We start from the raw sequence: 23,617 nt of genomic DNA on the forward strand, positions 1-23,617 counted from the left end.
GTTCTCAGTCGTCGCTCTCGCGGGCGATGCGCACGCCGCGCTCGTCGCGGATCAGCTCGAGGTCCTCGTCGAGGGAGAAGTCGCCGAAGAACTCCTCGGGAATCTCGATGGCGCCGCGCTCCGGTGCGTCGCTGACGACGTCCTCGCCGGGCTGGAAGTAGATGATCTGCTTCCAGGAGCGGGTGACCTGGTCGGCGAGGATGAGCAGCAGGTCGCCGCCGCGGGCCAGTTCCAGGGCATGCTGGTTGGCATCCTCCTCGCGCTCGATGATCTCGATGCTGCCGGCGTCGACCCCGTGCTCGATGAGGCCCCGGCGCAGCAGCTCGGGCACCTCGCGCGGCTCGCGGCCGCGCAGGTTGTCATCCCGGCGGCAGATGTAGTGGTCGAAATGGCCGGCGGCTGTGGCGGCCACCTCGAGGATGTCCTCGTCGCGGCGGTCGCCGGGCATGGTCAGCACCACGATCTTGCGGCCGCTGATGTCATAGCGGTCGACCACGTCGCAGACCATGCGTACGGCGGCGGGGTTGTGGGCGTAGTCGAGGATGACCCGGAACGGGTGCTTGTCGTAGACGTTCAGCCGGCCCGGTGACTGGAAGAAGGTGCTGTCGAAGGTGCGCAGTCCCTGGCGGATATTCTCGAGGTCGACCCCCATGTGGTAGGCGAGCGCTGCGGCGAACATGGCGTTCTGCACGTTGTGCAGGGCCCGGCCCTCGAGGCTGGCCGGGATGAGGTGGGTCCAGAGCAGCGGGATGTTGTGTCCCTGCTCGTCGTACAGGGTGATCATGTTGCCGTTGATGCCGTGCTCGAGCACCAGCGCCGTGCCGCCGGCGCGGATGTGCTCGCGCACCAGCGGGTGGTTGCGGTTCATGGTGACGTAGCAGAGTTTCTCGGCGGTGCAGTAGTCCGCCATCTGCAGGCAGTGCTTGTCGTCGGCGTTGAGCACCGCGGCGTCCTTTGCCACCTCGACCACCACGCGCTTGACCCGCGCCAGGTCCTCCAGCGTGTCGACACCCTTGAGGCCCAGGTGGTCGGCGGCGATGTTCAGACAGCAGGAGACATTGGCGCTCTGGTAGCCGAGGCCGCTGCGCAGGATGCCGCCGCGGGCCGTCTCCATCACCGCCGCGTTGACCGAAGGGTCGCGGAGCACGATCTGCGCGGCCGTGGGGCCGGTCATGTCGCCGCTGACCGTGAGGCTGCCGTCGATGTAGACGCCGTCGGTGCTGGTCTGCCCGACGCAGTAGCCGGACATCTTCAGGATGTGCGCGAGCATGCGCGAGGTCGTCGTCTTGCCGTTGGTACCGGTGATCGCGGCGATGGGGATGGAGCTGGGCGCGTTCTCGGGGAACAGGGCATCGATGACCGGCCCCGCCACGTTGCGCGGTTCGCCCTCGGAGGGGGCGACGTGCATGCGGAAGCCCGGCGCGGCGTTGCACTCGCAGATGGCGCCGCCGACCTCCCGGTAGGAGCGGGTGATATCCGTGGTCAGGAAGTCCACGCCGCCGACGTCGAGGCCGAGGGCTAGGATGGCGCGCTCGGCCATGCGCCGGTTGTCCGGGTGGATGGTGTCGGTCACGTCGACGGCCGTGCCCCCGGTGCTGAGGTTGGCGGTGGGCTGCAGGTACACCACCTGGCCCTGCTCGGGCACGCTGCCGGTATCCATGCCAACCTGCGCGAGCATGCGCTCGGCGGCGGCGTCCAGGGTGATGCGGGTGAGCACTTTCTCGTGGCCGACGCCGCGCCGCGGGTCCTCGTTCACCCGGGCCACCAGCGTCTCGATGTCGCTCTCGCCGTCGCCCACCACGTGCGCCGGCACGCGCTTGGCCGCGGCGACCAGCTTGCCGTCCACCACCAGCAGCCGGTGGTCCAGGCCGCGGATGAAACTCTCGACGATGACCAGGTCTCCGTGTTCCTTGGCCTTGTCGTAGGCGCGCTCGAGCTGCTCCTCGTCCTGGATGTCCGTGGTCACCCCGCGGCCGTGGTTCGCATTCAGCGGCTTCAGCACCACCGGGTAGCCGATGCGTTCGGCGGCGGCCAGCGCGCGGCGCAGGCGGCTGGTAACGGCCTGCCGGGGCACCGGCAGCCCCAGGTCGCCGAGGATGCGATTGGTCTCGTCCTTTTCCGAGGCGAGCTCCACCGCGATGTGCGGCGTCTTCGAGGTGATCGTGGCCTGCAGGCGTTTCTGGTAACGGCCGTGGCCGAGCTGGATAAGGCTGTAGTCGTTGAGGCGGATCCAGGGGATCCCGCGGGCCTCCGCCTCCTTCACCAGGGAATGGGTGCTCGGCCCGAGGGAACGCTTCTGGCAGGCGCGGATGAAGGCGTCGCGCTCGGCGGGGAAGTCGAAGTCCTGCGGCGCGCCCTCGGGGCGCAGGTCCTCCGGCAGCAGCGAGTGCATGAGGTCCAGCGCCAGCCGGGCCGCCTCGAGCCCGGCGAACTCCTCCTCGTACTCGTAGACCATGTCGTAGACGCCGTGCTCGTCCGTGCTCCGGGTCTTGCCGAAGGTGACGTCGTAGCCGGCGATTTCCTGCAGCTCCAGTACCACGTGCTCGAGCACGTGACCGAGCCAGGTGCCCTCGTCCTCGCGCATGCGGCGCAGGAGGCCGCCGGGCTCGCGGTAGGAGCAGCCGTGCTCGGCGAGGCCGGGCAGGGCGTCGACGAGAGCATCGACGAAGTCGTTGCCGAGCCGCGCCGTGGGCCAGTCCTCCAGAACGCCGAGATCCACCGTGTGGCGGATGACGGGAAAGAGCGCATAGATGTTCGGTCCGCGATAGACGCTGGTATCGACGAAGTGCATTAGGGGGCCCCGCAGGCTCGCGTAAACCCGTACTTTAGCCCCATGGTTGGGCCCGTGGAAGCGTGCCGCCGGTCGCCAGTGTGGTCGCTTTGGGGGATAATCACGCCGAACCCGCGAAGGAGCTTTCATGGTCACGCCTTCCCGCGCCGTACCCGCACCGCACCTGGCCCTCATCGGGGGTCGCCTCGAGCGCGACAACGGGGCGCTGTTCCGCGCCCTCGGCGAGCGCTGCCCGGGAACCATGGTGGTCCTGGCCATGGCCTCCGGCTACCCGGACGAGGTGGGTGCCGAGCTGGTGGAGGACTTCCGCGACCACGGCATCGACGCCGAGCACCTGCCGCTCTACTACGAGAACCGTGAGCAGAGCGCCTTCGACCCGGCGCTCGTGGCCCGGCTCCGCAACGCCGGCGGCATCTTCTTCAGCGGCGGCGACCAGGCCCGCATCGTGGCCACCCTGGTGCAGGGGGGGATCGAGACGCCGGCGCTGGAGGCCATCCGTGCCTTCAACGCGGCCGGCGGTCTCGTCGCCGGCACCTCCGCCGGCGCCGCCATGCAGAGCCGGCACATGATCCTCGGCGGCACCTCCCTGCACGCCGTGAGCCGCGGCGTGGACGCCGGTGGTGACGGCCTGCAGCTGGGCGACGGCCTCGGCTTCTTCCGCCATGGCATCGTCGACCAGCATTTCCTGCAGCGCGGGCGCATCGGCCGCCTGGCCGTTGCCGCGCAGCACTGCGGCGAGGACCTGGCCTTCGGTGTCGATGAAAACACCGCGCTCTTCGTCGATGGCGATGAGGCGCTGGTGCTAGGCGAGACCGGCGTGGTCGTCCTCGACCTGCGCACGGCGCGGGTGGAGCCTGAAGGCGGGCTGCGCGATATCCGCCTGTCCTACCTCGACAGCGGCGATCGCTTCGACCTGGCCCGCCGCCGCGCGCTGCCGGCGCCGGACAAGCGCCGGGTCCGGGTCACCCGGGCCTCCTTCCGCCGCCCGGCACCGGTGCGCCGGCACGCTTTCGGTGCCTACGCGGTGCACGACCTGCTGCTGCGCCTGGTCGAGGGCGATCCCGCCTTCTACCGGCGCGACGATGCCAGCGCCGTGGACACGGCCTACGCGAACCGGGTGCGCGTGGAACTGGAGCGGCAGCCGCGGCGCTCGCGCGCGCTGCGCGCCCGGCGCAACGGTGAGATCCGCTACTCGGGGCTGGACTTCCGGCTGCATCTCTCGCGCATCGCCCTGGCAACGCCCGTGACCCTCAGCGAGACCACCACGGTCCTGCGGCCGGATCCGGCGCCCGATGCGAGCCTCGTTCTTCTCGGCAGTGCGCCGATGGGCTGGCGCGCAGCGGGTACCGCCCAGCTCCTGGAGCACCTGCGCGCGCCGGTCGGGGTCCTGGCCACCGCGTCGGGGGAGCCCGACACTATGGCGCGTCGCTATCTCGACTGGCTGGCGCAGCAGGGAATCGCGGCCGAACTGATCGACGTGTCGCTGTCGAATATCGAGCGCGCCGGCCGTGACCGCGGGCTGCTGGCGCGGATCGGCAGCATGGGCAGCCTGCTGTTCACCGGCGGCGACCAGCGCCGGCTGACGGAAACGCTGCTGCATTGCGCGGAGGCGACCCCGGTGCTGCACGCCGTGGTCAGCGCCTACGAGCACGGCACGCCGCTGCTCGCCGTGGGCGCCGCCGCCTCCGCTCTCGCCGACCACATGATCGCCGGCGGTGACAGCGAGGACGCGCTGCGCGATGGCAGCTCCGGCGATGCGGGTGCCGAGGGCATCGTCGTCGAGCGCGGCATCGGCCTGCTCGGCCACGGCCTCGTCGACCAGAACTTCCTCGGGCGGCACCGGCTCGGCCGCCTGCTGGTGGCCTGTGTCGCGCAGCGGGTGCGCTACGGCTTCGGGCTCTGCGAGGGCTCGGGCATCGTGCTGCACGGCGGTGAGCGGGTGCTGCGCGCCGTCGGGGACCGCGGTCTCGTGGTCGCACAGCTCGACCCGGCACGCGCCCGGCTCGGGCGCAACGACTGGTCGCCCGACGGCATCGCGCTGCGGGTGCTGGAGCCGGGGCAGACCTTCCACCTCGACACGGCCGCCGGCGACAGCGGTCATCCGTCCGCCGAGGGCGCGGCGCTGCTGGAGCGCGTCATCGCCGATCTCGCCATCGACCTTGCCGCCGTGCACCCCACCCCGACGCCGGCGCATGACGCCGCGGCCCTCGTCGCCGCGCTGCGCGGCAATCCCGTGCACTGAGGGGGCCGGCAGCGCCGAACCGGGCGCCGGTCCCGATCAAGGTCCTCGCCGCGCACGGACTTTGCCGTCTTCCCCCCGGTCGCTATGATGTAGCCTTCCCCGCCCGTCGCGAGTAGCCGGCGCAGTGATCGACCTGCTTCCTATCCTGTTCCTGCTGGGTGCCGCCCAGGGGGCATTCCTGGCCTTCGCGCTGTTCACCGGGCGTGGCGGCAACCGGCGGGCCAACCGTTACCTCGCCGCCTACATGATGGTCTTTGTCTGCGCGCTGCTCGATTATTTCCTGGATGCCACCGGCCTGACGACGACGGCCGTCTGGCTGCGCACGCTGCTCTGGCCGAAGGAGTTTCTCTACGGCGTGTTCATCTATCTCTATTGCCGTGAGGTCACCAACCCGGGCCTGCCGCTGCGGCTGCACCAGCAGCTGCTGCTCTGGGTGCCCCCTTTCCTGCACGCCTGCATCACCTGGCCGCTGCTCTGGCTGCCGGCAGACCTGCAGCTGGCCATTCTCGGCAACGATACGTCGCTGCACGGCCTCTACGGGGCGTGGCGCATTGTGCTGGGGGACGGGGAACTGGTGGTGACGGTCGGTCAGCTGGCCATCTGCCTCGCCCTGAGTTTCCGCCTGGTGAGGCGGCACCGCGCGCGGGTTCTCGAGGAGTTTTCGACGCTGCAGCGAGTGTCCCTCGTTTGGCTGCGCAACCTGCTGGTGGCCACCTCGCTGGTCTACGCGCTCTGGCTGGCGGAAGAATTTCTGAGCGAGGACCTCCTGCAGGGCCGCGAGGGGCTAAATGTGGCCCTGGGCCTGAGCATGGTGGTATTGATCTACCTCTTCGGCTGGCTCGGGCTGCGCCAGCCGCTGATCTTCTCGGGCACCCCGTCCGCGCCGGCCGCAGTCGGTCCCGGGGCCGCGCCCGTTCCGCCCGACGCGCCGCCGCCTCCGGCGTCGATCAAGTACGCTCGCTCGGCCCTTTCCGAGGACCTCGCCGGTGCGTTGGTGGCGGAGCTGGAAGACCTGATGACGACGGAACGGCCATTCCGGGACCCGGACCTGTCCCTCGCCGAGCTGGCGACGCGTCTCCAGGTGTCCACCAACTATCTCTCCCAGGCGATCAACCAGCACGCCGGCCGGAACTTCTTTGACTTCGTCAACGGCTACCGTGTGGCGGACACCCTGGCACCCCTGGCGGAGACGGAGCGCGGCATTCTCGCGGTCGCCATGGATGCCGGCTTCAACAGCAAGTCCGCTTTCTATACCGCCTTTCGCAAGCACCAGGGCATGACGCCGGGCCAGTACCGCAAGGCGCGGCGCTCCGGCGGGGCCTGAAACGTCCGCACCTGCAGGACAGGACCCCGCCTAGACCTGGTTTTCCGTTCGATCATGACGGGCAGGACGCCAGGCCCGGTTCTGCCACCCACACTGGTTCCCAGCCCGGTACGACCGGGACAACCTGACAAGGAACCAGCACATGACTACGAAATACCTTGGGGGGACCCTGTTTCTCGCCCTGACTCTTGGACTCGGCGCCTGCGGTGGTGGTGGCGGTGGCGGTGAACCCGGCCAGCCCGGATCCGGGCCGTCGGGAATTGCGAGTACCTATCGCGGTATCTGGCTCGCCGAGGCGTATGGCCGGGCGATGGAAATAGGCAGTGCGACGGTGCGCTGGCTGGACTACACCAGCGATTTCTGCCTCGCGGCCGACGAGGCCGACGGCGTTACGACGGAGGACCTCGAGGGCCTCTACCGCCTCGACGGCGATCAGCTCGAGCAATACGGCGCCAATGGTACGGCCGCATTGTCCGCGCCCGGCGAGCGTTTCAGCCGGGTCGAGGCGCTGCCCGACAGTTGCCGCGCGGGGCTGACGCCGACGGTCGGCGAATCGGGTTATAGCCCCGATGCCGCCCGGGACCTTGCGCTCTACGCGCAACTGCTGAGTGAGTATTCCATTCACCCGGAACTTCGCAATGTCGACATATCGGCGATTTATTCCGGTATTTCGCCGACGATCGGTGCGAATTCGAGCGAGGAGGCGCTCGTGGAGGCACTCTTCCAGCTCACGGCGCCCCTGGGCGATATTCATACCTCCGTCGAGACCCCGGTCGGCCTGGTCCGCGTGCAGAACAAGCAGACGCTGGACTGGCTGCTGCTCGACGAGTACCTGCAGCAGGAGAGCCTTTCCGGCACGCTGACGCCCGCCCAGGTCGATGCCGCCAATGCCTATATCGGCGCGCAGCGCGATCGTGATCGCGCCGTGACCCTGTCCTACGCCGCCTCGGAGCGGCCGCCCCGGCAGGGCGGCCGAGGCCAGCTGACCTGGTTTACCAATAGCGGTATCGGCTACCTGGCGATCGACGCGATGACCGGCTTCGCGGTTGAGGAGGACAACAGCGCCCAGCTGGCTGCGCTCGATGCCGCGCTTGACGAGGCCCTGGGCGACCTGCAGGACGTTGCGGCCCTGGTTGTGGATGTGCGCCGTAACGGCGGCGGCCGGGATTTCCTGGCCCTGGCTGCGGCGAGCCGCTTCGCCGCCAACGAGACGCTCGCCTACCGCAAGCAGGCCAGGCTCGGTACGGGGCGCACGGAGGCCGTGGACGTCTATCTTTCACCGCGAGGCCGGCAATACCTCGGCCCGGTGCTGCTGCTGACCAGCGCCAGCACGGTGAGCGGCGGCGAAGTGTTTGCACTCGCCATGCGTTCCCTGCCCCAGGTCACGCTCCTCGGTGAGCCGACCCAGGGCGCGTTTTCCGACGTGCTGGAGAAGCGGTTGACCAATGGCTATGCGGTGGGCCTCGCCAACGAGTACTACCTCGATCCGGAAGGCCGCTCTTTCGAAACCCTGGGCGTTCCCGTGGACGTTGAAGTCATCCAGTTCGATGCGCAGCATCGCCGAGAGGGCATCGACCTGTCGATCGAGGCGGCCGTCGAACTTCTCGGCGCCCGGGGGGAATGAGCGTGTCTGCCGTCCTGATGCGGCGCACGATGGCGGGGCTGCTGCTTCTTTCCGGTCTGCTTCTCTGTTCCCTGGTACCCGGTGGCCCGGTGGAGAACCGGGACTTCTCGGCGCTGTCGCCGGCCCTCCTGCTGGCATTCAATATCGTGTTGACCGCCCTGGGGCTCGGGTCTTTCCTGCTCGTGGCGGGTGTGCTCCGGGGCCAACCCGGGGCGCTGCGCCTGTCCTTCTGGGCGGGGGCCGCCTACCTCCTGGTCTATGGAATCGACCTGCTCGGCTGGTTTCCGCCGACTCCATCGGCGATGAGCGAGGCACTGTTGGCGGTGGAGCTGGCGGGCCTGCTGGTCGCCATGGCCCTGCTGTGGGTGTCGGTGCATGGGCAGGAGGCGGGCCTGCGCGGGCGGGCGGCAGCGCCGATGCCTGCCGCGGCCGTCCTCGCGCTTGCCGTCGTAGCCATGATGATCGTGGCCTTCGCCACGGTGTCTGCGCTCAGGGGCTCCTGATCCCGCCATTGCGCTGATCGCGCGTCGCCGGGGTTGTTCGCCCCGGCCGGCGCGCTGGTCTATCTTTCGGCCATGGTTGCAGAGAATCGCTGAATCCGTGGCCGCGCGCCGCCTGACTGTCTGCCTGGCTGCCACGCTCGTGGTGGCGACGGCCCGTGCGGCCCACCCGAACAACTCCATCGCGCCCCGCATACCGCGGGCAACCCCCTACGGCTATCACATCAGCCTCAGCGACGATCCCCGGCGACGCGGCGGTGAGCCGGCGCCGGCGCCGGTGCAAATGCCGCTGCCGCTCACGGACTATCGCGCCGTCGAGGAGAAAGCCGGTGCCTACACGGCGGCGCTCATCGAGCCGGCCGGTGACCTCGGCCGCGCCCTGCAGGCCCGCGGCGACCACCGCGAGGCGCTGCCGTACCTGAAGCGCGCCGTACACCTGGCGAGGGTCAACGAGGGGCTGGCAACGCCGACCCAGCTGCCGCTGCTGGAGCGGGTGCTGGCCAGCCAGCTCGCCCTCGGCGATCGCGAGGCGGCGGCCGGAACGCAGCGCTACCTCCTGCGCCTGCGCCTTGCGAATGCGCCGGACGAGGCTGCTCGGCAGGCGGCGGTGGCCGCGTACGCGGACTGGCAGCGCGGGCGCTACCTGGCCCGTGAAGGGTTCGACACCTACCGGTTCCTGGTGGACCTGCGCCTGCTGAACGAACGCGAAATCGAGCGGCTGGAAGCCGCGGAGGCTGCGGGCCAGGCCGGCGCCGACCTGGCCCAGCTGCCCTACCTGCGCGACATGCTGCGCACCGAGTACCTCGTATCCCGCTACGACGGCGAGCGCCAGGAGACCATCCGCATGCGCGCCGGCTCCTCGGCGAACCAGAGCTATGCGCCCTCGCAGAGCCTGGAGGCCGAGGACTTCCGCCTCATGCGCAAGTACAACTACCGCGGCGGCCGGCAGCTCGCCGAGCGCATCATCGAGATCCACCGCGCGCAGCCCGAGCCGGACCGCGCCGCGCTCGCCCAGGCGCTGATCGACCTCGGCGACTGGCACCTCTGGTGGCACCAGCCCGGGCCGGCCCTGAGGAGCTATCGCGAGGCCTGGGATCTCTACGCGGACGATGGCGACCCGGCGACCGATCCCGCGGTGCTGTTTCCCGCGCCGAGGGAGCTGCCGGTTGCCTCACCCTTCTTTACGGCGGCGCCGCCACCGGATGAGCACCTTGAGCCCGCCGAGGGACAGGCCCGTTTCACCGTGAACCGCCTGGGTCAGCCCCGGGACGTGGAGCTGGCCGTGCTCGAGGCCCGCGACGAGAGCGCAGCCCGCAGCGCGCTCTACCGCATGATGAAGGATTTCCGCTTCCGGCCGGTGCTGCGCGGGGGCGACGCGGTCGACAGCGGCGGTCTCACGCGCCGCTACCGCTTCCGCTACTGAGCGGCCGAGAGGAACGGCCCGTCGACGCAGAGCCGGCGCCCGTCCGGTGCCGCGCAGGCGCCGCAGATGCCGACGCCGCACTTGGTGAGGTAGTCGATGGCGCTGAAGATCTGCGAAGGCTGGCAGAACTCGCGCTGCACGGCCTCGGCGGCGTGCACCATGGGCGCCGGGCCGCAGTTGTAGAACACCAGCTTCTCGTGCTCCGCCGGGGTCATGGCCTCGAGGCGTTCGCGCATCAGTTCCGTCACCCGGCCGTGGAAGCCGGCGCTGCCGTCGTCCGTGGAGACGTGCACCTCGGCCACGGCGCGGCATTCCTCCAGGTAGTAGAGGCGCTCGGCGCTGCGGGCGCCGGTGAAGACTTCCGCGTTGCCGAAGTCCCGGGCGAGCTGGTAGACGGCGGCGAGGCCGGTGCCGCCGGCGACGGCCATGATGTGTGCGTCTTCCGGCGGGCCTGCAGGGATGCCGTGGGGGCCGCGGACATAGGCCTCGGTGCCCACGGGCAGCTCCATGAGGGCGTGCGTGAACTGGCCGACGTCGATGGAAACGAGCGTGAACGGGTCATCGTTCAGCGCCGAGAAGGGTTTCTCGCCGAGACCGGGAATCCACAGGAAGATGAACTCGCCGGCCTGCACGTTCACCTTGCGGTCGAAGGTGAGCAGGGCGATGTCCTCGCAGACCCGCGTGTTGTCCACCAGGGTCACGGGGCGGAAGTGCATGTCGACGTCGTAGCGCACCTGGGCCTCGGCGTGAGCGCTGCCGCTGTCGAGGTCGGCTTCCAGGGTGCGGAAGTACTGCTCGATGTCGCCGGTGGTCATGCCGGTGAGCGCCGAGCCGATGCCGACCACGGTGGCGCCGGCCTCCCGGGCGGCGCGCACGTCCTCGGCGCTGGACAGGCCGCCGCAGCCGACGATGGGCAGCTCGCTCACGGCGCGGATCTCGCGCAGGCACTTGAGCGCGATGGGCAGCACGCCCTTGCCGGACATGCCGCCGGCGCCGTTGGACAGCACCGGGTGGCCGTGGGCGCTGGTATAGCCGGGCCCCACGGTGTTGATGGCGCAGAAGCCGTCGGCGCCGGCCTCCTCGGCGGCGCGGGCGATCGCGCCGATATCGGGCGTGTTCGGGGTGAGCTTGGGGATGACCGGCACGTCGACGGCGGCTTTCACCGCGGCGACGATCTCCGCGACCAGCGCCGGATCCTGGCCCATGGCCATGCCGTAGCCCTTGGCGTGCGGGCAGGAGAGGTTGAGTTCCAGGCCGTCGCAGACCGGCGCCAGTTCGCGGGCCACGGCGACGAATTCGTCGACGGTGCCGCCGAAGATGGACGCCAGGAGGAAGCGGTCGTCCGGCACGCGGAGGCCGGCGAGCACCTCCCGGGAGGCCTCCGGGCCGGGGTTGGTCAGCCCCACGGCGTTGACGAAGCAGCCGGGGGCGTACTGGCTGTACACCGGTTCGCGGTTACCGGCGCGCGGCACCGGGCCGATGCTCTTGGTGGTGATCACGCCCACCTGCGGCACGTGGTCGAGGAAGTACTGCATGATCGGGCCGGCCGTGGTGACGATGCCCGAGGGGATGGTGAAGGGCCCGGACAGGCGCTTGCCGAAGAACTCTGTAGTCAAGGAAACCCCGCGATAGCTGGCGGTGGGCACAATGCCCGCATTATACCGCCTGCCGCCGGCCGCGGCAGGCGGACGCGCTCAGACCAGGCGTTCGAAGACGTGGTTGACCTTGCGGCGCTTGCCCGACAGGCCCAGCTTCTTGCGCGGGCCGGACTTGTCGGTCATCACGAAGCGGTAGGACACGTCTGTGTGGCGCATGGCGATACCGTGCACCAGCCCGGCCCACCACTCGGGGGTGTGCAGCGTGCAGTGGGCGTTCTGACCGTTGGGCAGGTGTTTCACCGCCGGGTAGCAGGCGACATTGGCGAACACGAACTTGCGCGCCAGGCTGAACATCTCGTCGATGACCCAGGGCACGTCCGGCTCGGTGATGTGCTCGAGCACGTCGGTGCTGATCACCGCGTCGTAGGGGCGGTCCGGCAGCGCGGCGAAGGGGGCGTGGCCCGGGTCGTAGCAGCGGATCTCGTCGACGCCCCAGTAGTCCTGCAGGCTGCTCACGGTGAGCTGGTTGTCGATGCGCAGGTTGCGCTCGGCGTAGGCGAGGCCCTTGCCGGCGCCGTAGTCGAGGAGGTCCCGGGCGCCCGTGCGGTCGATGAGCGCCTTGATCTCGCGCACGTGGCCCACGAGCATCTTGCCGGGGAAGGTCTCCTCGGCACTCTTGCCCTCGGCCTGCTCCCCGGCCGTGTGCAGGGTCTCGTACATCTGCACCATGGCGAGGTACTCGGGGCTGGGGTTGTCGCGGGTGTACATGGCCTGGCTCACGGGGCGTCGGGTGCGCGCGATGCTACCACCGCGGGCGGTGCGGGGACAGGGGCCTGCCGGCGTCGCGGTCCCGCTTCAGGTCCCGCAGAAAGTGCGCCGCACCTGCTCTTCGGGGCGTGCCGGCCGCGCCAGGTCGGCATCCGCCGGGTCCCAGGTCCAGGGCTCGGCAACCCGCTCCGCCAGGCGGCGGAAGGGCGCGAGATCGCCGCCCTCGGCGGCCTCGATGGTCGCCTGCACCAGGTGGTTGCGGGGGATGAACACGGGGTTCGCACCGCGCTGCCGGGCGCGGCGCGCGTCCGGGTCCTCGCCGTCGGCGGCGAGGCGCTCCTGCCAGCGCGGCAGCCAGGCGGAGAGGGCGTTCCCGGCCTGGAACAGGCCCTCGAAATCCCCGGCGTCCGGCCCGTCGAACTCGGTGAGGTGGCGAAAGGCCAGGGTGAAATCGGCGCCGTCCTCTGCCAGCGCCGCGAACAGGCCCTCGACCAGGTCGTCGTCGTCCGGCCGCAGGGCCCGGAGGCCGAGCTTGCGCGCCAGCCCCGCCGCGTGCGCCTCGCTGAACAGCCGGGGGAAGGTGCCGAGGGCTTCCTGGGCGAGGGCGATTGCTTCCTCCTGCCCGTCGTGCAGCAGCGGCAGCAGTGTCTCGGCGAAGCGGACCAGGTTCCAGTGCGCGATGCCCGGCTGGTTCTGGTAGGCGTAGCGGCCGCCGTGGTCGATGGAGCTGAAAACCGTTTCCGGGTGGAAGGCCTCCATGAAGGCGCAGGGCCCGTAGTCCACGGTCTCGCCGCAGAGCAGCATGTTGTCCGTGTTCATCACGCCGTGGATGAAGCCGAGGTGCTGCCAGCTGGCGATGAGCCCCGCCTGGCGGGCGATCACGGCCTCCAGCAGTGCAAGGGCCGGGTTGCCGGCCCCGGCGAGGTCCGGGTAGTGGCGCTTGATCACGTGGCCGAGGAGCGTTTCCAGCGCCTCCCGGTCGCCGCGTACGGCGAAGTACTGGAAGGTGCCCACGCGGATGTGGCTGCTCGCCACCCGGGCGAGCACGGCGCCGGGCTCGATGCCGTCGCGCATGACGCGCTCGCCGGTCGTCACCGCCGCGAGGGCGCGGGTGGTGGGCACGCCGAGGGCGTACATGCCCTCGCTGACGAGGTATTCGCGCAGCACGGGTCCGAGGGGCGCGCGGCCGTCGCCACCCCGGGACCAGGGGGTCGGCCCCGAACCCTTGAGCTGGATGTCGAAGCGGCGGCCCTCGCGATCGAGGAGCTCGCCGAGAAGCAGGGCGCGGCCGTCGCCGAGCTGCGGGTTGTACTGGCCGAACTGGTGCCCCGCGTAAGCCGCGGCCAGGGGCTCCGCGCCCTCGGGGACGGCGTTCCCCGCGATCACGGCCACGCCCGCCTCGGAGGCGAGCCAGTCCGCGTCGATGCCCAGTGCCGCGCACAGCGGGCGGTTGACCCGCAGGAGCCCGGGCTTGCGAACCGGGGTGGGGTCCAGGCGGGCGTAGAAGTGCGCCGGCAGCCGGGCGTAGCTGTTGTCGAAGGGCAGGGCGGGTGCGTTCATGGCGTCGGTGGCTCCTGGTGCGGGGTGCCGGGGCAAGTTGGCGCGGCCGGCAGCACAGGGGTAACCTTAGCGGCGATCGCGCCGTCGCGAAAGCGCCGGCGCCCCGCTTAAGTCCCTGTTTCTATTAGGTGAATTCATGGGTGACGCGCAGTCCTGGGACATTCTCATCCGCAACGCGACGGTGTTCGACGGCAGCGGCGATGCGCCGCGGAAACTCGACCTCGCGCTGCGCAAGGGGCGGATCGCCGCCAAGGGCAGCGCCCTGCCGGCGAACCACGCCGGGCGGGTCGTGGATGCCGGCGGCCTCTGGCTCATGCCCGGCCTTCTCGACATTCATACGCACCTCGACCTCGAGGTCGACCTCGAGCCGACCCTGCCCGAGGTGGTCCGCCACGGCACCACCACCGTGCTCGTGGGCAACTGCAGCCTCGGCACCTGCTTCGGCACCCAGGCCTTCGGCGGGCAGGAACCGATCATCGACTGCTTCACCCGGGTGGAGAACATCCCCAAGAGCGTGCTGCGCAAGTGCGTCGAGGCGATCACCTGGGACAACACGGGCGATTATCTCGACCATTTCGACGACCTGCCGCTCGGGCCCAACATCGGCGCTTTCGTTCCGCACTCCATGCTGCGCATCGAGGCCATGGGTCTCGCGGACAGCATCAGCCGCGCCCCGACGGGCGCGGAGCTGGCGCGCATGGACGAGTTGCTGGAGGGGGCCATGCGCCAGGGTTATGTCGGCATGAGCACCGACGGCCTGCCCTTCCACTATCTCGCCAATGACCCGCACACGGACAAGCGCATCCCGACCCAGTTCGCCAGCTTCGGCGAACTCCGGCGGCTGCTGAAGACCGTGCGCGGCCACGACCGTGTCTGGCAGACCACGCCGATCCTGCAGAACCGTGCCACGGCGCTGCTCTACTTCGCGCTGACCAGCGGCCGGCTCTTCGGCAGGACCCTGAAGACCTCGGCCCTCTCGGTCATGGAGTTCGCGCTGGCGCCGCGGGCGGCGAAGGCCTTTCTCGGCTTCGCCGGGCTCATGAACAGCCCCCTGTTCAAGGGCAACCTGCACTTCCAGGCCCTGGGCACGAACTTCCGCATCTGGTCCGACGGCATCGTCAGCCCCATGTACGAGGAGCTCGACAGCACCTGCCGGCTCATCGCCAAGGAATACGACGACGTGGCCGGCCGCCGCGCGCTCCTCGATGACCCGGCCTGGGTCGAGGACTTCCGCGCCGACTGGCACCACGGCCGCCGCGGCCGCAACCTCGCCCACCTGAAGGCGAAGCTCGGCTTCCCGGAGCACATGGTGGTGCGGGAGCTGGACCGGCTGGTCTTCGACGGGGCGCCGGTTGGCGAGTGGGACGGCGAGACGCTGCAGGCGGTCTACGAGCGGGTGCTCTCCTACCAGGCGGGGGCCGGCGCTGCGGCGCGCTCCGCGGACGAGGAGGCCGCGCTGGCCGCCTTCCCGAAGCCGCTGGGCGACGATGCCGACTTCATGCTCCACCTGCTGCGCGAGTACGACAAGGGTTTCCGCTTCTGGACGGACGTCGGCAACGTGGGCAACCGGGCGACGCTCGACTACCTGCTGCACGAGCGCGCGCTGCCGGGCTTCAACGACTCCGGCGCGCACATCACCAACATGGCCTTCTTCGACGGCAACCTCATGTCCCTGAAGCTCGCCCAGCAGCACGGCCTGGACACCGTCGGCCGCATGGTGCGCCGGCTGACGCGGGAGCCGGCGGAATTCTTCGGCCTTGACGTCGGCACCCTGGACATCGGTGCGCAGGCGGACATCACGCTCATCGACCCGGAGCGCCTGCGCGACTGGGACTGCAACGATACCCGGGAGTACATCTACCGGGACCTCTTCGAGCATCACCAGCTGGTCAACCGCCCGCAGGGCGTCGTGCGCCAGGTGTTCATCCACGGTGAATCGGTGTGGGAAGACGAGGGTTTCACGCCGGTGCTCGGCAGCCGTCCCCTGGGCCGCGCCCTGCGCGCCGCCTGAGCCCTCGCGCGGCTGGCCGAGCCCCGCTGACTGAACAAGGAGAACCGCATGCCCCGCTGTCACCGCGCCCTGGCGCTCGTCTTCGCCCTCGTTGCCCCCGCTGCCTTCGCCGTGGAGCCCGGCGAGGAGGGCATCAGCCGCGTCCTGGCCAGTGGCGAGGTCGACCCGCCGCGGGTTGCCCCGCCCCGGGGCGATGAAGCCCGCGGACCCTTCCCGCGGCTGACGGTCGCCAATGCCATGCTCGTGGATGGCACCGGCGCGCCGCCGATCGGACCGGTGACCCTCACCATCGAGAACGACACGATCACCCGCATCGCCGGCAGCCGGCCCGCGGATCTCGACGCAGAGGGCGAGGTCATCGACGTGGCCGGCGGCTACGTGCTGCCGGGGCTCATCGATGCCCACGTCCACCTCGGCACGCCGTCGCACGCGGCGGCGGGCGCGCTCACGGACCCGGAGTACGTCCTCAAGCTGTGGCTGGCCCACGGGGTGACCACGGTGCGCGACGTCGGCGCGGTCATGGGCCTGGGCTGGACCCTCGAACACCGGGCGCTGGCGGCGGCCGGCGAGATCAGTGCGCCGCGGCTGCGCGTCCACGCCATGTTCCCGCCGGAGACGGCCACGGCCGAGGCGGCCCGCAGCTGGGTGAGGGCCGTGCACAAGCGCGGGGCCGATGGCGTGAAATTCCGCGGCGCCCGGCCGGGCCCCTTCGCGGCCGCCATGGACGAGGCGAGGCGCCTCGGCGTGAAGACCTCGTACCACCATGCGCAGCTTTCCGTGGTGCAGACCAACGTCCTCGACAGCGCGCGCCTGGGCCTCGACAGCATGGAGCACTGGTACGGGTTGCCGGAGGCCATGTTCGAGGACCGGGTGATCCAGGACTACCCGCTCGACTACAACTATGGCGACGAGCAGGACCGCTTCGGCGAGGCCGGCCGGCTCTGGCTGCAGGCGGCGGCCCCGGGCTCGGGCACCTGGCGCCGCACCATCGACGAGCTGGTGGGCCTCGACTTCACCCTGTCGCCGACCTTCACCATCTACGAGGCCAGCCGCGACGTGATGCGTGCCCGCAATGCCGACTGGCACGAGGCCTACACCATGCCCTATATGGCCCATGCCTTCGAGCCGGACCCGGAGATCCACGGCTCCTATTTCTTCGACTGGACCACGGCGCACGAGGTCGCCTGGAAGCGCAACTACCGGCGCTGGATGCATTTCGTCAACGATTACAAGAACGCCGGTGGCCGCGTGGTGGCCGGTTCCGACGCCGGCTTCATCTACAAGGTCTACGGCTTCGCCTACATTCGCGAGCTCGAGCTCCTGCAGGAGGCTGGCTTCCACCCCCTGGAGGTACTGCAGGCCGCCACCCTGAACGGCGCCGAGCTGCTGGGGATCGATGACCTCACCGGCAGCGTCGAGGTGGGCAAGCGGGCGGACCTGGTGATCGTCGACGAGAATCCGCTGACCAATTTCAAGCTCCTCTATGGAACGGGACATCGCCGGCTCAACCGTACAACAGGAGAGATGGAGCGTGTGGGCGGCGTGCGCTACACGGTGCGCGACGGTATCGTTTTCGATGCGGCTGCGCTGCTCGAGGACGTGCGCGAGCTGGTCGCGGCGCAGAAGGCCGCGGAAGCGCAGGCCGCGCCGCGGTAGTCGCGGAGGAACCCGGGAGGCGTTATGACAGGACGGCAATGGGCGTCAGGGCTGGCGGCGGGGCTGCTCCTGGCCGGCTGCACCACGACCAGGGAAATCATCATCGACGAGAAGGGCGTCGACATGGCGCGCTACCGGCAGGACCTGGCCGAGTGCCAGGGCTACGCGGAACAGGTGCGCACCGGGGAGAAAGTCGCCAAGGGGGCTGCCAGCGGCGGCGTCATCGGCGGCGCGATCGGCGCCATCACCGGCGGCAGCCGCGACAGCACCGCGCGCGGTGCTGGCGTGGGCGCGGTATCCGGCGCCGCCAAGGGGGCCTCCCGCGGTGAGCAGGAGGAGGTGCGGGTCGTGAAGCAGTGCCTGCGCGGCCGGGGCTACCGGGTCCTCAACTAGCGTCGTTTCCCCGGCGCCGGAAGAGGCGCCGCCACCAGGGCCTGCGCGGCTTGCGCTGCCCCCGGCGATGGCCCTCGGGCACGCCGTGCTCGGCGTACCACTGCTCCCACTCGAACGGCGTCATGGTGCGCGGTGGCTCGTTCGCCTTCGCCCGGCGCAGCGATTGCGCGCGCAGGGAGGTGTCCGAAGGCTCCTCCCGCTCCTCGAGAAGCTCCCGGATCAGGCGCTGGTTGCGGGTTTCCATCGCCGGCGCGCCTCAGTTCTCGTCGAAGAACTTGTCGAGAAGTTTGCCGGCTTTCTTCTCCAGTTTTTTCCTGGCCTCGTTCTTCAGCGCGTCCTCGATGACCGCCTCGGCGTCGAGCGCGCACCAGTCCTTCGGTTCGCCGCCGAGGTCGCCTTCGCAGGCCACCGGGAAGGTGAGGGCCAGCAGCCGCTCGTCGACGGCGCAGGCGGGGTCGAACTCGGCCAGGGCGGGCTGCAGCCGGCCGCCGATCGTTGCGGTGAAGTCACCCGCCAGCAGGGCGAGGTCTCCCCGGCCGGCGAGGGCGATGCCGGGCAGCGTCGCGGCCAGGCGCTCGAGGCGCGCCCGGCCGCCGCCGACGGCGATGTCGGCCTCGAGGGTGTCGAAGGCCGTATCCGCGGGGAACGGCTCGCTCAGCTTGTCGCCATTGGCGAGCGCCACCACCTGGCAGAACGCCTGCTGTACCGCGACTTCCCGGACGGTCACCGCGTCCGTGCGCAGGGTCACCGGGCCGGTGAGCGCCTCGATCAGCGCTTCACTGTCATCGCCGCGGCTGTTCAGGTCCCAGGTCAGGCTGGCCGTGCCGCTGCCTGCCACCGGGCTGCCCAGGGCCTCGAGGGCGCTGCCGAGGGCGAGTTCACTGACCGCGCCGCGGCTTTCCAGCGTCGCCGGGGCGTAATGCGCATCGAGCGTGGCCGAGAGGCCGATCCTGCCGCCGTGCACCGTGCCGCTTGCATCGCTCAGGGTGACCGTTCCCTCCACCGCGCGCAGCGTGGCGCTGACCCCCGTCAGCCGGTGTGGCCCGAGCTGGACCTCGTCGATGGCCAGGCGGGCAGCCGTGTCCATGGCTCGCAGCACATCGTAGGGCAGCTGGCCCGGCCCGGCCGGCGCCTCCCCGGCCGCCTCCGGTCCTGCCAGCGCGAGCAGGGCCGGGGTGAAGCGGTTGAGTTCGAGACTGGCGTCGATCATCGGGCTCCCGGACTGCGCATAGCGCACCGTGCCCTCGCCCCGGGTGTCGGCCACCGCGAGTGATACCCGGAAGTCGCCGGTCTCGCCGCGGAGGTCGACGTCGCCGCTGAGAGAGACCTCCAGCGGTTCCGTGGTCAGCCCCGTCAGCGTGACCGACAGGGCCGGCAGGGCGATGCGTCCGGCGTCGAGGTCCGTGCTCAGGCGGCCGGCGGCGGCGATCTCCAGCGGGGGCTCGTCCGCGTCGCCGGGGACCTCGAGAAGGAGCTGCAGCGGCGTTTCCCGCCCGGCGGTGTTCACGCCCTCGGCGGTGAAGTGCTTCAGGTGGACCAGGGAGAGCGTCGTGCCCGCGGGGTCTACCGTGCGCAGCCGGATATCCCGCAGGCTGAGTTCGCCCACGTCCAGGGCCAGGGGGGCGGCCAGGGCCTCGGCGCCGCCGGCGTCTACCCGGCGTGCCGCCCGGCGCGCCGCGTAGAGGGCATCGAGCTCGGCGTTGGACAGGCCCACGGTCGTGTCTGCGGCGGCGGCGCGTGCCTCGGCGGGGTCGGCCACGCGGGTGAGCTCTGCGTCCTCGAGGAAGAGCCGGTCGATCTCCACGCTGCCGCGGAGCAGGGGCAGCACCGCGAGGCCGATGCCGAGGTTGCCGGCGCGGAGTACCGGCCCCGCGTCCGGCGTCTCCAGGGTCGCATCGTCGAGCGCCAGGGACAGCCGCGGGAACAGCGACAGGGCCACGTCCCCCTGCACCGTGAGCCGCGCACCGGTCTCGGCCTCGAGGCGCTCGCCGGCCATGGCCACGAGGCGCTCCCGGTCGACGAGGAGCAGGCCGGCGATCGCGGCGAGGGCCAGGACGGCCAGGATGATCAGCAGGACTTGCAGGCTGCGTGCCATGGAAACTCTCCGGTAAAGCGGATCGGGCCCCCATGGTAGTCCCCCGGGCCCGGCGGCGCACAGCGCCTAGGCGGGCGCCGCGCCCCCGTGGAAACGACGCTCCACGTGCCGGTCGAGGATGCGCTCGCGCTCGGCGCGCACCCGCGGGTCACTCTTCAGGGCCCAGAGCGTCTCCCGCGCCCGGCGCTGCGCGGCGACGGGGTCCACCACGGGCGCGGGGTAGGCCTCGGCCGCGTACAGGGCCTGCTCCATGGGCGTCAGCTCCCAGGGGGTGTGGACCAGTGGCGCCGGCACCTCCGCGAGCTCCGCTACCCAGCGGCGGATGAACTCGCCCTCCGGGTCCTGCTCCTTCGACTGCTTCACCGGGTTGTAGATGCGGATGGTGTTGATGCCGGTGACGCCCGCCTGCATCTGCAGCTGCGCGTAGTGGATGCCGGGCTCGAAGTCGAGGAACAGGGCGCCCAGGTGCGCGGCCCCGGCGCGCCAGTCCTGCCACAGGTGGTGGCAGAGAAAGCTGACCAGCATGGCCCGGGAGCGGAAGTTGATGTAGCCGGTGGCGGCGAGGCAGCGCACGCTCGCGTCGATGAGCGGCAGGCCCGTGCGCCCCTCGCGCCAGGCAGCGACCAGCTTCTCGTCGTGCCCCCGCGGGTGGGCGAGGTAGCCCCGGTTGAGGTCCTCGTGCTCCATGCGGCACTCCATCTCGAACTTCTGGATGAAGTGGCAGTGCCAGTGCAGGCGCGACTCGAAGGCCGCCAGCGCCCGCCCCCAGCCCGATTCGCGGCGCCGCGCCTCGAGCGCCTGGAAGACCTGGCGCACGCTGAGGTTGCCCCAGGCCAGGTAGGGCGACAGGCGGGAGCAGCTGCGGCGGCTCGCCGCCGGTTTCGAGATGTCGAGCTGGTAGCGTTCCGCCCGGCGGTCGAGAAAGCTCTCGAGGGTCCGCCGGGCCGCACTCTCGCCGCCGCGCTGGAACAGGGTTTCTTTCCGCTGCCAGGCCGCAGGCGGATCAAAGGCCAGCGGGGCCAGCGCGTCGAGCACGGGCGTCGGCGGGGGGCGATAGGCGCTCCAGGCGGGGGTGGCCAGGGGTGCGCGCATGGTTTCTCCCCAGCGCCGGTTCCAGCCACGCCGGTGTGAAAGGCCCCGAGTCACGCCGTTGCTGGGGGTCTCCAACCAGCGGATGCCCTCGGCGTCACAGAAGCGCGCCACGGCCTGGTCGCGCGCGAAGGTGACGGCGAGACCGGTCTCTTCATGGGAGTGCAGCGTGGCGATGCCCACGGCGCCGTGCACGCGGCGCAGTACCTCGACGGCGTCGCCCCGGACCGCGAGCAGCGTCGCGCCCCGGTCCGCCAGCTGGCTGCGCAGGTCCTCGAGAGACTGCCAGATGAAGCGCCAGTGCCGTTCCGAGTAGTGCGGGTCCGCCAGCAAGACGGGCTCGACGATGTACAGGAGCAGCAGCGGCCGGCCGCCGGCGAGGGCGCCCGCCAGAGGGGCATGGTCTGCGAGGCGCAGGTCGCGCTTGAACCAGAGCACATCGATGCTCATGCGGTGGCGCTCGTGCTCTCGCCCTGCCGTTCACCGCCGGGCTCGCCCTGTCTGTCGCTCGGCCCCTGGCCGGCAAACGGGTTGCGGATGGCCTCACCGGTCGCCGCGGCGCGCAGGGCCACGCTGCCGCGCCGCAGCGCGCCAAGGAGGATGTGGTAGGCGTCCCGGTCGACCGCACCGGGCGGTGCCCCGGCCGCGCGGCGGGCGCTGTCCCGGCGAGCGAAGCTGCCCTGGTAGCTCCAGTCGCGAACCGCGTGCCACTGGTGCCGGGGCTGCCCGGGGAGCGGCCGGGTGGCTCGCTCCTCGAGCAGGATGCCGCCCTCGAAGGGCCAGGCGGCCAGGCGCTGGCCGCCGAGGGCGGCGCGCAGGCGATCGTTGTGCACTGCCGCGGGCTCCTCGCCGGCACAGGCGCCGCGGCAGCGGCGCAGCTGGTACTGGAAACAGGGGCCGCGCCCGCCCTCGAGGCCGAGGACCCGCGCGCAGAGCCCCTCCCGCCGCGCCAGCTGGCGCAGCCGCTCTTCCGCCAGCTGCTCACTGTGGTAGAGGCCGAGCGGGGCGCCGGCCAGCGCCTCGCCCTCGGGGAAGCAGGTGGCCCGCGGCTGCAGGAAGCCGCCGGGGCCGGACGCCAGCTGCAGCGTCCACAGGCGGCGCGGCCGCCGCTGCCGGCGGTTGTAGAGCGGCAGTTCCGCCTTGATGGCGGCGTTCTCGCGCAGCAGCGCGCCGAGCTCGCCCGCGCAGGGTTCGCAGTCGATGCGCTCGAGGGCATGCAGCATGCGCTGTTCGCGACCGGGAGATCGCGCCGCCCGCAGGTGGCTGGCGACGCGCTGGCGCAGGTCCACGCTCTTGCCGACGTAAAGCAGTGCACCGCCCCGGTCGAAGAAGCGGTAGACGCCCGCGCAGGCAGGCAGGTCGTCGACCCCGGCGCCGGCCAGGGGCCGGCCCCGGCGCGTCAGGCGGATCGTGGCTGGCGGCGGCTCCATGGCGCCATGATCACGGAGCGCGCCGGCGCCGCCCAGCTTCGTTCAGGTTCTGTCGCGGCGCGTTGCGCCTCAGGCACTCATGGCGGCCTGGATCGCAGCGATGCTCCGCGCCGGGCCGTCGCCGATGTCCGGCAGGTGCAGCCGCCGGGTGATATCCCGTGCCGAGATAATGCCGCGCAGGCACTGGTTGTCGTCGTCGGTGACCAGCAGGTACTGCTCGCCGAGTGTCTGCATGGTGCGGAGCACTGCCCCGATCGTCGCTTTGCCGAAGGCACTGAAGCTCACCGCGTGCAGCTCGTTTCGCGGAATCATCACGTCGGCCACGGTCAGGTCAGACCGCGGAATATTGGTCGCGTTGGCAATCCGCATGAGCTTCGAGGAGCGGATATCGATCTGGGTAACGATGCCGCGGAACGTCTCGTCGGCACCGATCACGAGCTTCAGCCCGCTGTGTTCCCGGCGCATCATCGCTTCCGCGTCATCGACGCTGGTCGCGCTTTCGAGCATGGGCGGCTGGTTGCGGCTGAAGTCCACCAACAGGTCCAGAGCCCGGCTGTTCAGGTTCAGGAGTTCGCCCGGTTCGGGCCGGCGGACCTGGATGGCCTCGCCAAGGGGAAGGGTATCGAGTTCCCGATAGTGCTTGATGTTCATGGTCTGTGCTCCCCGGCGCGCCCGCCCTGCGGTCGCGCGCCGTCGTCAGTAAAGGAAATGAGGGTCGGCTTTACTGGCGGGCGGGGGGGGGGCGCGGGACTGGTGTGGCGCGAGGCGTGCCGCGGGGCGGAAAGCGAGGGCCGCTGTGCGGATCGGCGCCGCAGCTCCGCCCGGCAGCAGGGCGGCGGCCGGCGCCGGCGGCGGGGCCAGGGCGGGATCGCTGAGTGATTCGGGGCTGTCACCGGCCTCCGTGATGGCGACGCTGCTATCGACGGACAGCGCACCCTCGAAGCCGGCCGCGCTGGCACCCTGGAGCGCGAACAGCAGCAGCCCGCCGATGAGGGCGAGCAGGAGGCTCTGCTGTTGGCGTCGTGACTGCATGGCGAGTCGCCGCGTACTTCCTTTCTTATTACTATAGCGCTGCAGCGCTGTGGGCGACAGCGCAATCGTGGTCCGCAGGGA

18 protein-coding genes are annotated in these 23,617 nt (G+C 70.8%); 8 read left to right on the top strand and 10 right to left on the bottom strand.

Annotated elements, in window-relative coordinates; genetic code table 11:
• Positions 1 to 4: 4 nt before the first annotated feature.
• On the bottom strand, positions 5 to 2,791 hold the full coding sequence (gene cphA / locus RKE50_RS16705; RefSeq protein ID WP_350038361.1) for a cyanophycin synthetase: 2,787 nt from the start codon (positions 2,789 to 2,791) through the stop codon (positions 5 to 7).
• 127 nt (positions 2,792 to 2,918) lie between these two features.
• On the opposite strand from cphA, the gene RKE50_RS16710 reads away from it, so the two are divergent.
• From RKE50_RS16710 to RKE50_RS16730, 5 genes are all read left to right on the top strand, one after another.
• Positions 2,919 to 5,033 (top strand): cyanophycinase, encoded by a 2,115-nt coding sequence (locus RKE50_RS16710; protein WP_350038363.1) that lies wholly within the window; start codon positions 2,919 to 2,921, stop codon positions 5,031 to 5,033.
• A gap of 124 nt (positions 5,034 to 5,157) precedes the next feature.
• Complete coding sequence (locus RKE50_RS16715; protein ID WP_350038365.1) at positions 5,158 to 6,357, top strand: helix-turn-helix domain-containing protein; 1,200 nt, start codon at positions 5,158 to 5,160, stop codon at positions 6,355 to 6,357.
• 142 nt (positions 6,358 to 6,499) lie between these two features.
• Positions 6,500 to 7,981 carry a S41 family peptidase gene (locus RKE50_RS16720; protein WP_350038367.1) on the top strand — a complete coding sequence of 494 codons (1,482 nt, stop codon included), beginning with the start codon at positions 6,500 to 6,502 and terminating at the stop codon, positions 7,979 to 7,981.
• Between the two features lie 2 nt (positions 7,982 to 7,983).
• Positions 7,984 to 8,484: a DUF8051 family protein gene (locus RKE50_RS16725; RefSeq protein ID WP_350038369.1), complete on the top strand. Its 501-nt coding sequence runs from the start codon at positions 7,984 to 7,986 to the stop codon at positions 8,482 to 8,484.
• Positions 8,485 to 8,581: 97 nt separating this feature from the next.
• On the top strand, positions 8,582 to 9,904 hold the full coding sequence (locus RKE50_RS16730; RefSeq protein WP_350038371.1) for a hypothetical protein: 1,323 nt from the start codon (positions 8,582 to 8,584) through the stop codon (positions 9,902 to 9,904).
• Here the strand turns inward: RKE50_RS16730 and RKE50_RS16735 are convergent.
• The 3 genes from RKE50_RS16735 to RKE50_RS16745 form a co-directional block, all read right to left on the bottom strand.
• Positions 9,898 to 11,520 (bottom strand): tRNA-dihydrouridine synthase, encoded by a 1,623-nt coding sequence (locus tag RKE50_RS16735; RefSeq protein ID WP_350038373.1) that lies wholly within the window; start codon positions 11,518 to 11,520, stop codon positions 9,898 to 9,900. The genes RKE50_RS16730 and RKE50_RS16735 overlap by 7 nt on opposite strands.
• Positions 11,521 to 11,598: 78 nt before the next feature.
• Positions 11,599 to 12,282: a class I SAM-dependent methyltransferase gene (locus RKE50_RS16740; RefSeq protein WP_350038375.1), complete on the bottom strand. Its 684-nt coding sequence runs from the start codon at positions 12,280 to 12,282 to the stop codon at positions 11,599 to 11,601.
• 75 nt (positions 12,283 to 12,357) lie between these two features.
• Positions 12,358 to 13,830: a protein adenylyltransferase SelO gene (locus tag RKE50_RS16745; protein WP_350038377.1), complete on the bottom strand. Its 1,473-nt coding sequence runs from the start codon at positions 13,828 to 13,830 to the stop codon at positions 12,358 to 12,360.
• Positions 13,831 to 13,966: 136 nt separating this feature from the next.
• Here RKE50_RS16745 and RKE50_RS16750 point away from each other — a divergent pair, with 136 nt between their 5' ends.
• From RKE50_RS16750 to RKE50_RS16760, 3 genes are read left to right on the top strand one after another with little or no spacing between them, the layout of a single operon-like run.
• Positions 13,967 to 15,841: an N-acyl-D-amino-acid deacylase family protein gene (locus RKE50_RS16750; protein ID WP_350038379.1), complete on the top strand. Its 1,875-nt coding sequence runs from the start codon at positions 13,967 to 13,969 to the stop codon at positions 15,839 to 15,841.
• Positions 15,842 to 15,889: 48 nt separating this feature from the next.
• Positions 15,890 to 17,497, top strand: coding sequence for an amidohydrolase family protein (locus RKE50_RS16755; protein ID WP_350038381.1), 1,608 nt, complete (start codon positions 15,890 to 15,892; stop codon positions 17,495 to 17,497).
• Positions 17,498 to 17,521: 24 nt separating this feature from the next.
• Positions 17,522 to 17,890, top strand: coding sequence for a glycine zipper domain-containing protein (locus tag RKE50_RS16760; RefSeq protein WP_350038383.1), 369 nt, complete (start codon positions 17,522 to 17,524; stop codon positions 17,888 to 17,890).
• Here the strand turns inward: RKE50_RS16760 and RKE50_RS16765 are convergent.
• The 6 genes from RKE50_RS16765 to RKE50_RS16790 form a co-directional block, all read right to left on the bottom strand.
• Entirely contained in the window at positions 17,883 to 18,134 is a 252-nt protein-coding gene (locus tag RKE50_RS16765; RefSeq protein ID WP_350038385.1) for a hypothetical protein, read from the bottom strand. The two genes, RKE50_RS16760 and RKE50_RS16765, sit on opposite strands and share 8 nt — an antisense overlap.
• Before the next feature lie 12 nt (positions 18,135 to 18,146).
• Positions 18,147 to 19,985: an AsmA family protein gene (locus RKE50_RS16770; RefSeq protein ID WP_350038387.1), complete on the bottom strand. Its 1,839-nt coding sequence runs from the start codon at positions 19,983 to 19,985 to the stop codon at positions 18,147 to 18,149.
• Between the two features lie 66 nt (positions 19,986 to 20,051).
• The gene (locus RKE50_RS16775; RefSeq protein ID WP_350038389.1) at positions 20,052 to 21,524 is read right to left on the bottom strand and encodes an FAD-binding domain-containing protein; all 1,473 of its coding nucleotides are present in this window, start codon (positions 21,522 to 21,524) and stop codon (positions 20,052 to 20,054) included.
• Complete coding sequence (locus RKE50_RS16780; protein WP_350038391.1) at positions 21,521 to 22,504, bottom strand: GIY-YIG nuclease family protein; 984 nt, start codon at positions 22,502 to 22,504, stop codon at positions 21,521 to 21,523. Before RKE50_RS16780 ends, RKE50_RS16775 begins: the two co-directional genes overlap by 4 nt.
• A gap of 69 nt (positions 22,505 to 22,573) precedes the next feature.
• On the bottom strand, positions 22,574 to 23,155 hold the full coding sequence (locus RKE50_RS16785; protein ID WP_350038392.1) for a CBS domain-containing protein: 582 nt from the start codon (positions 23,153 to 23,155) through the stop codon (positions 22,574 to 22,576).
• Between the two features lie 45 nt (positions 23,156 to 23,200).
• Entirely contained in the window at positions 23,201 to 23,536 is a 336-nt protein-coding gene (locus tag RKE50_RS16790) for a hypothetical protein (protein ID WP_350038394.1), read from the bottom strand.
• Positions 23,537 to 23,617: the final 81 nt, after the last annotated feature.

It is taken from the genome of Pseudohaliea sp. (genome assembly GCF_040217025.1).
In the GTDB taxonomy this organism is placed as follows: Bacteria; Pseudomonadota; Gammaproteobacteria; order Pseudomonadales; family Halieaceae; genus Pseudohaliea.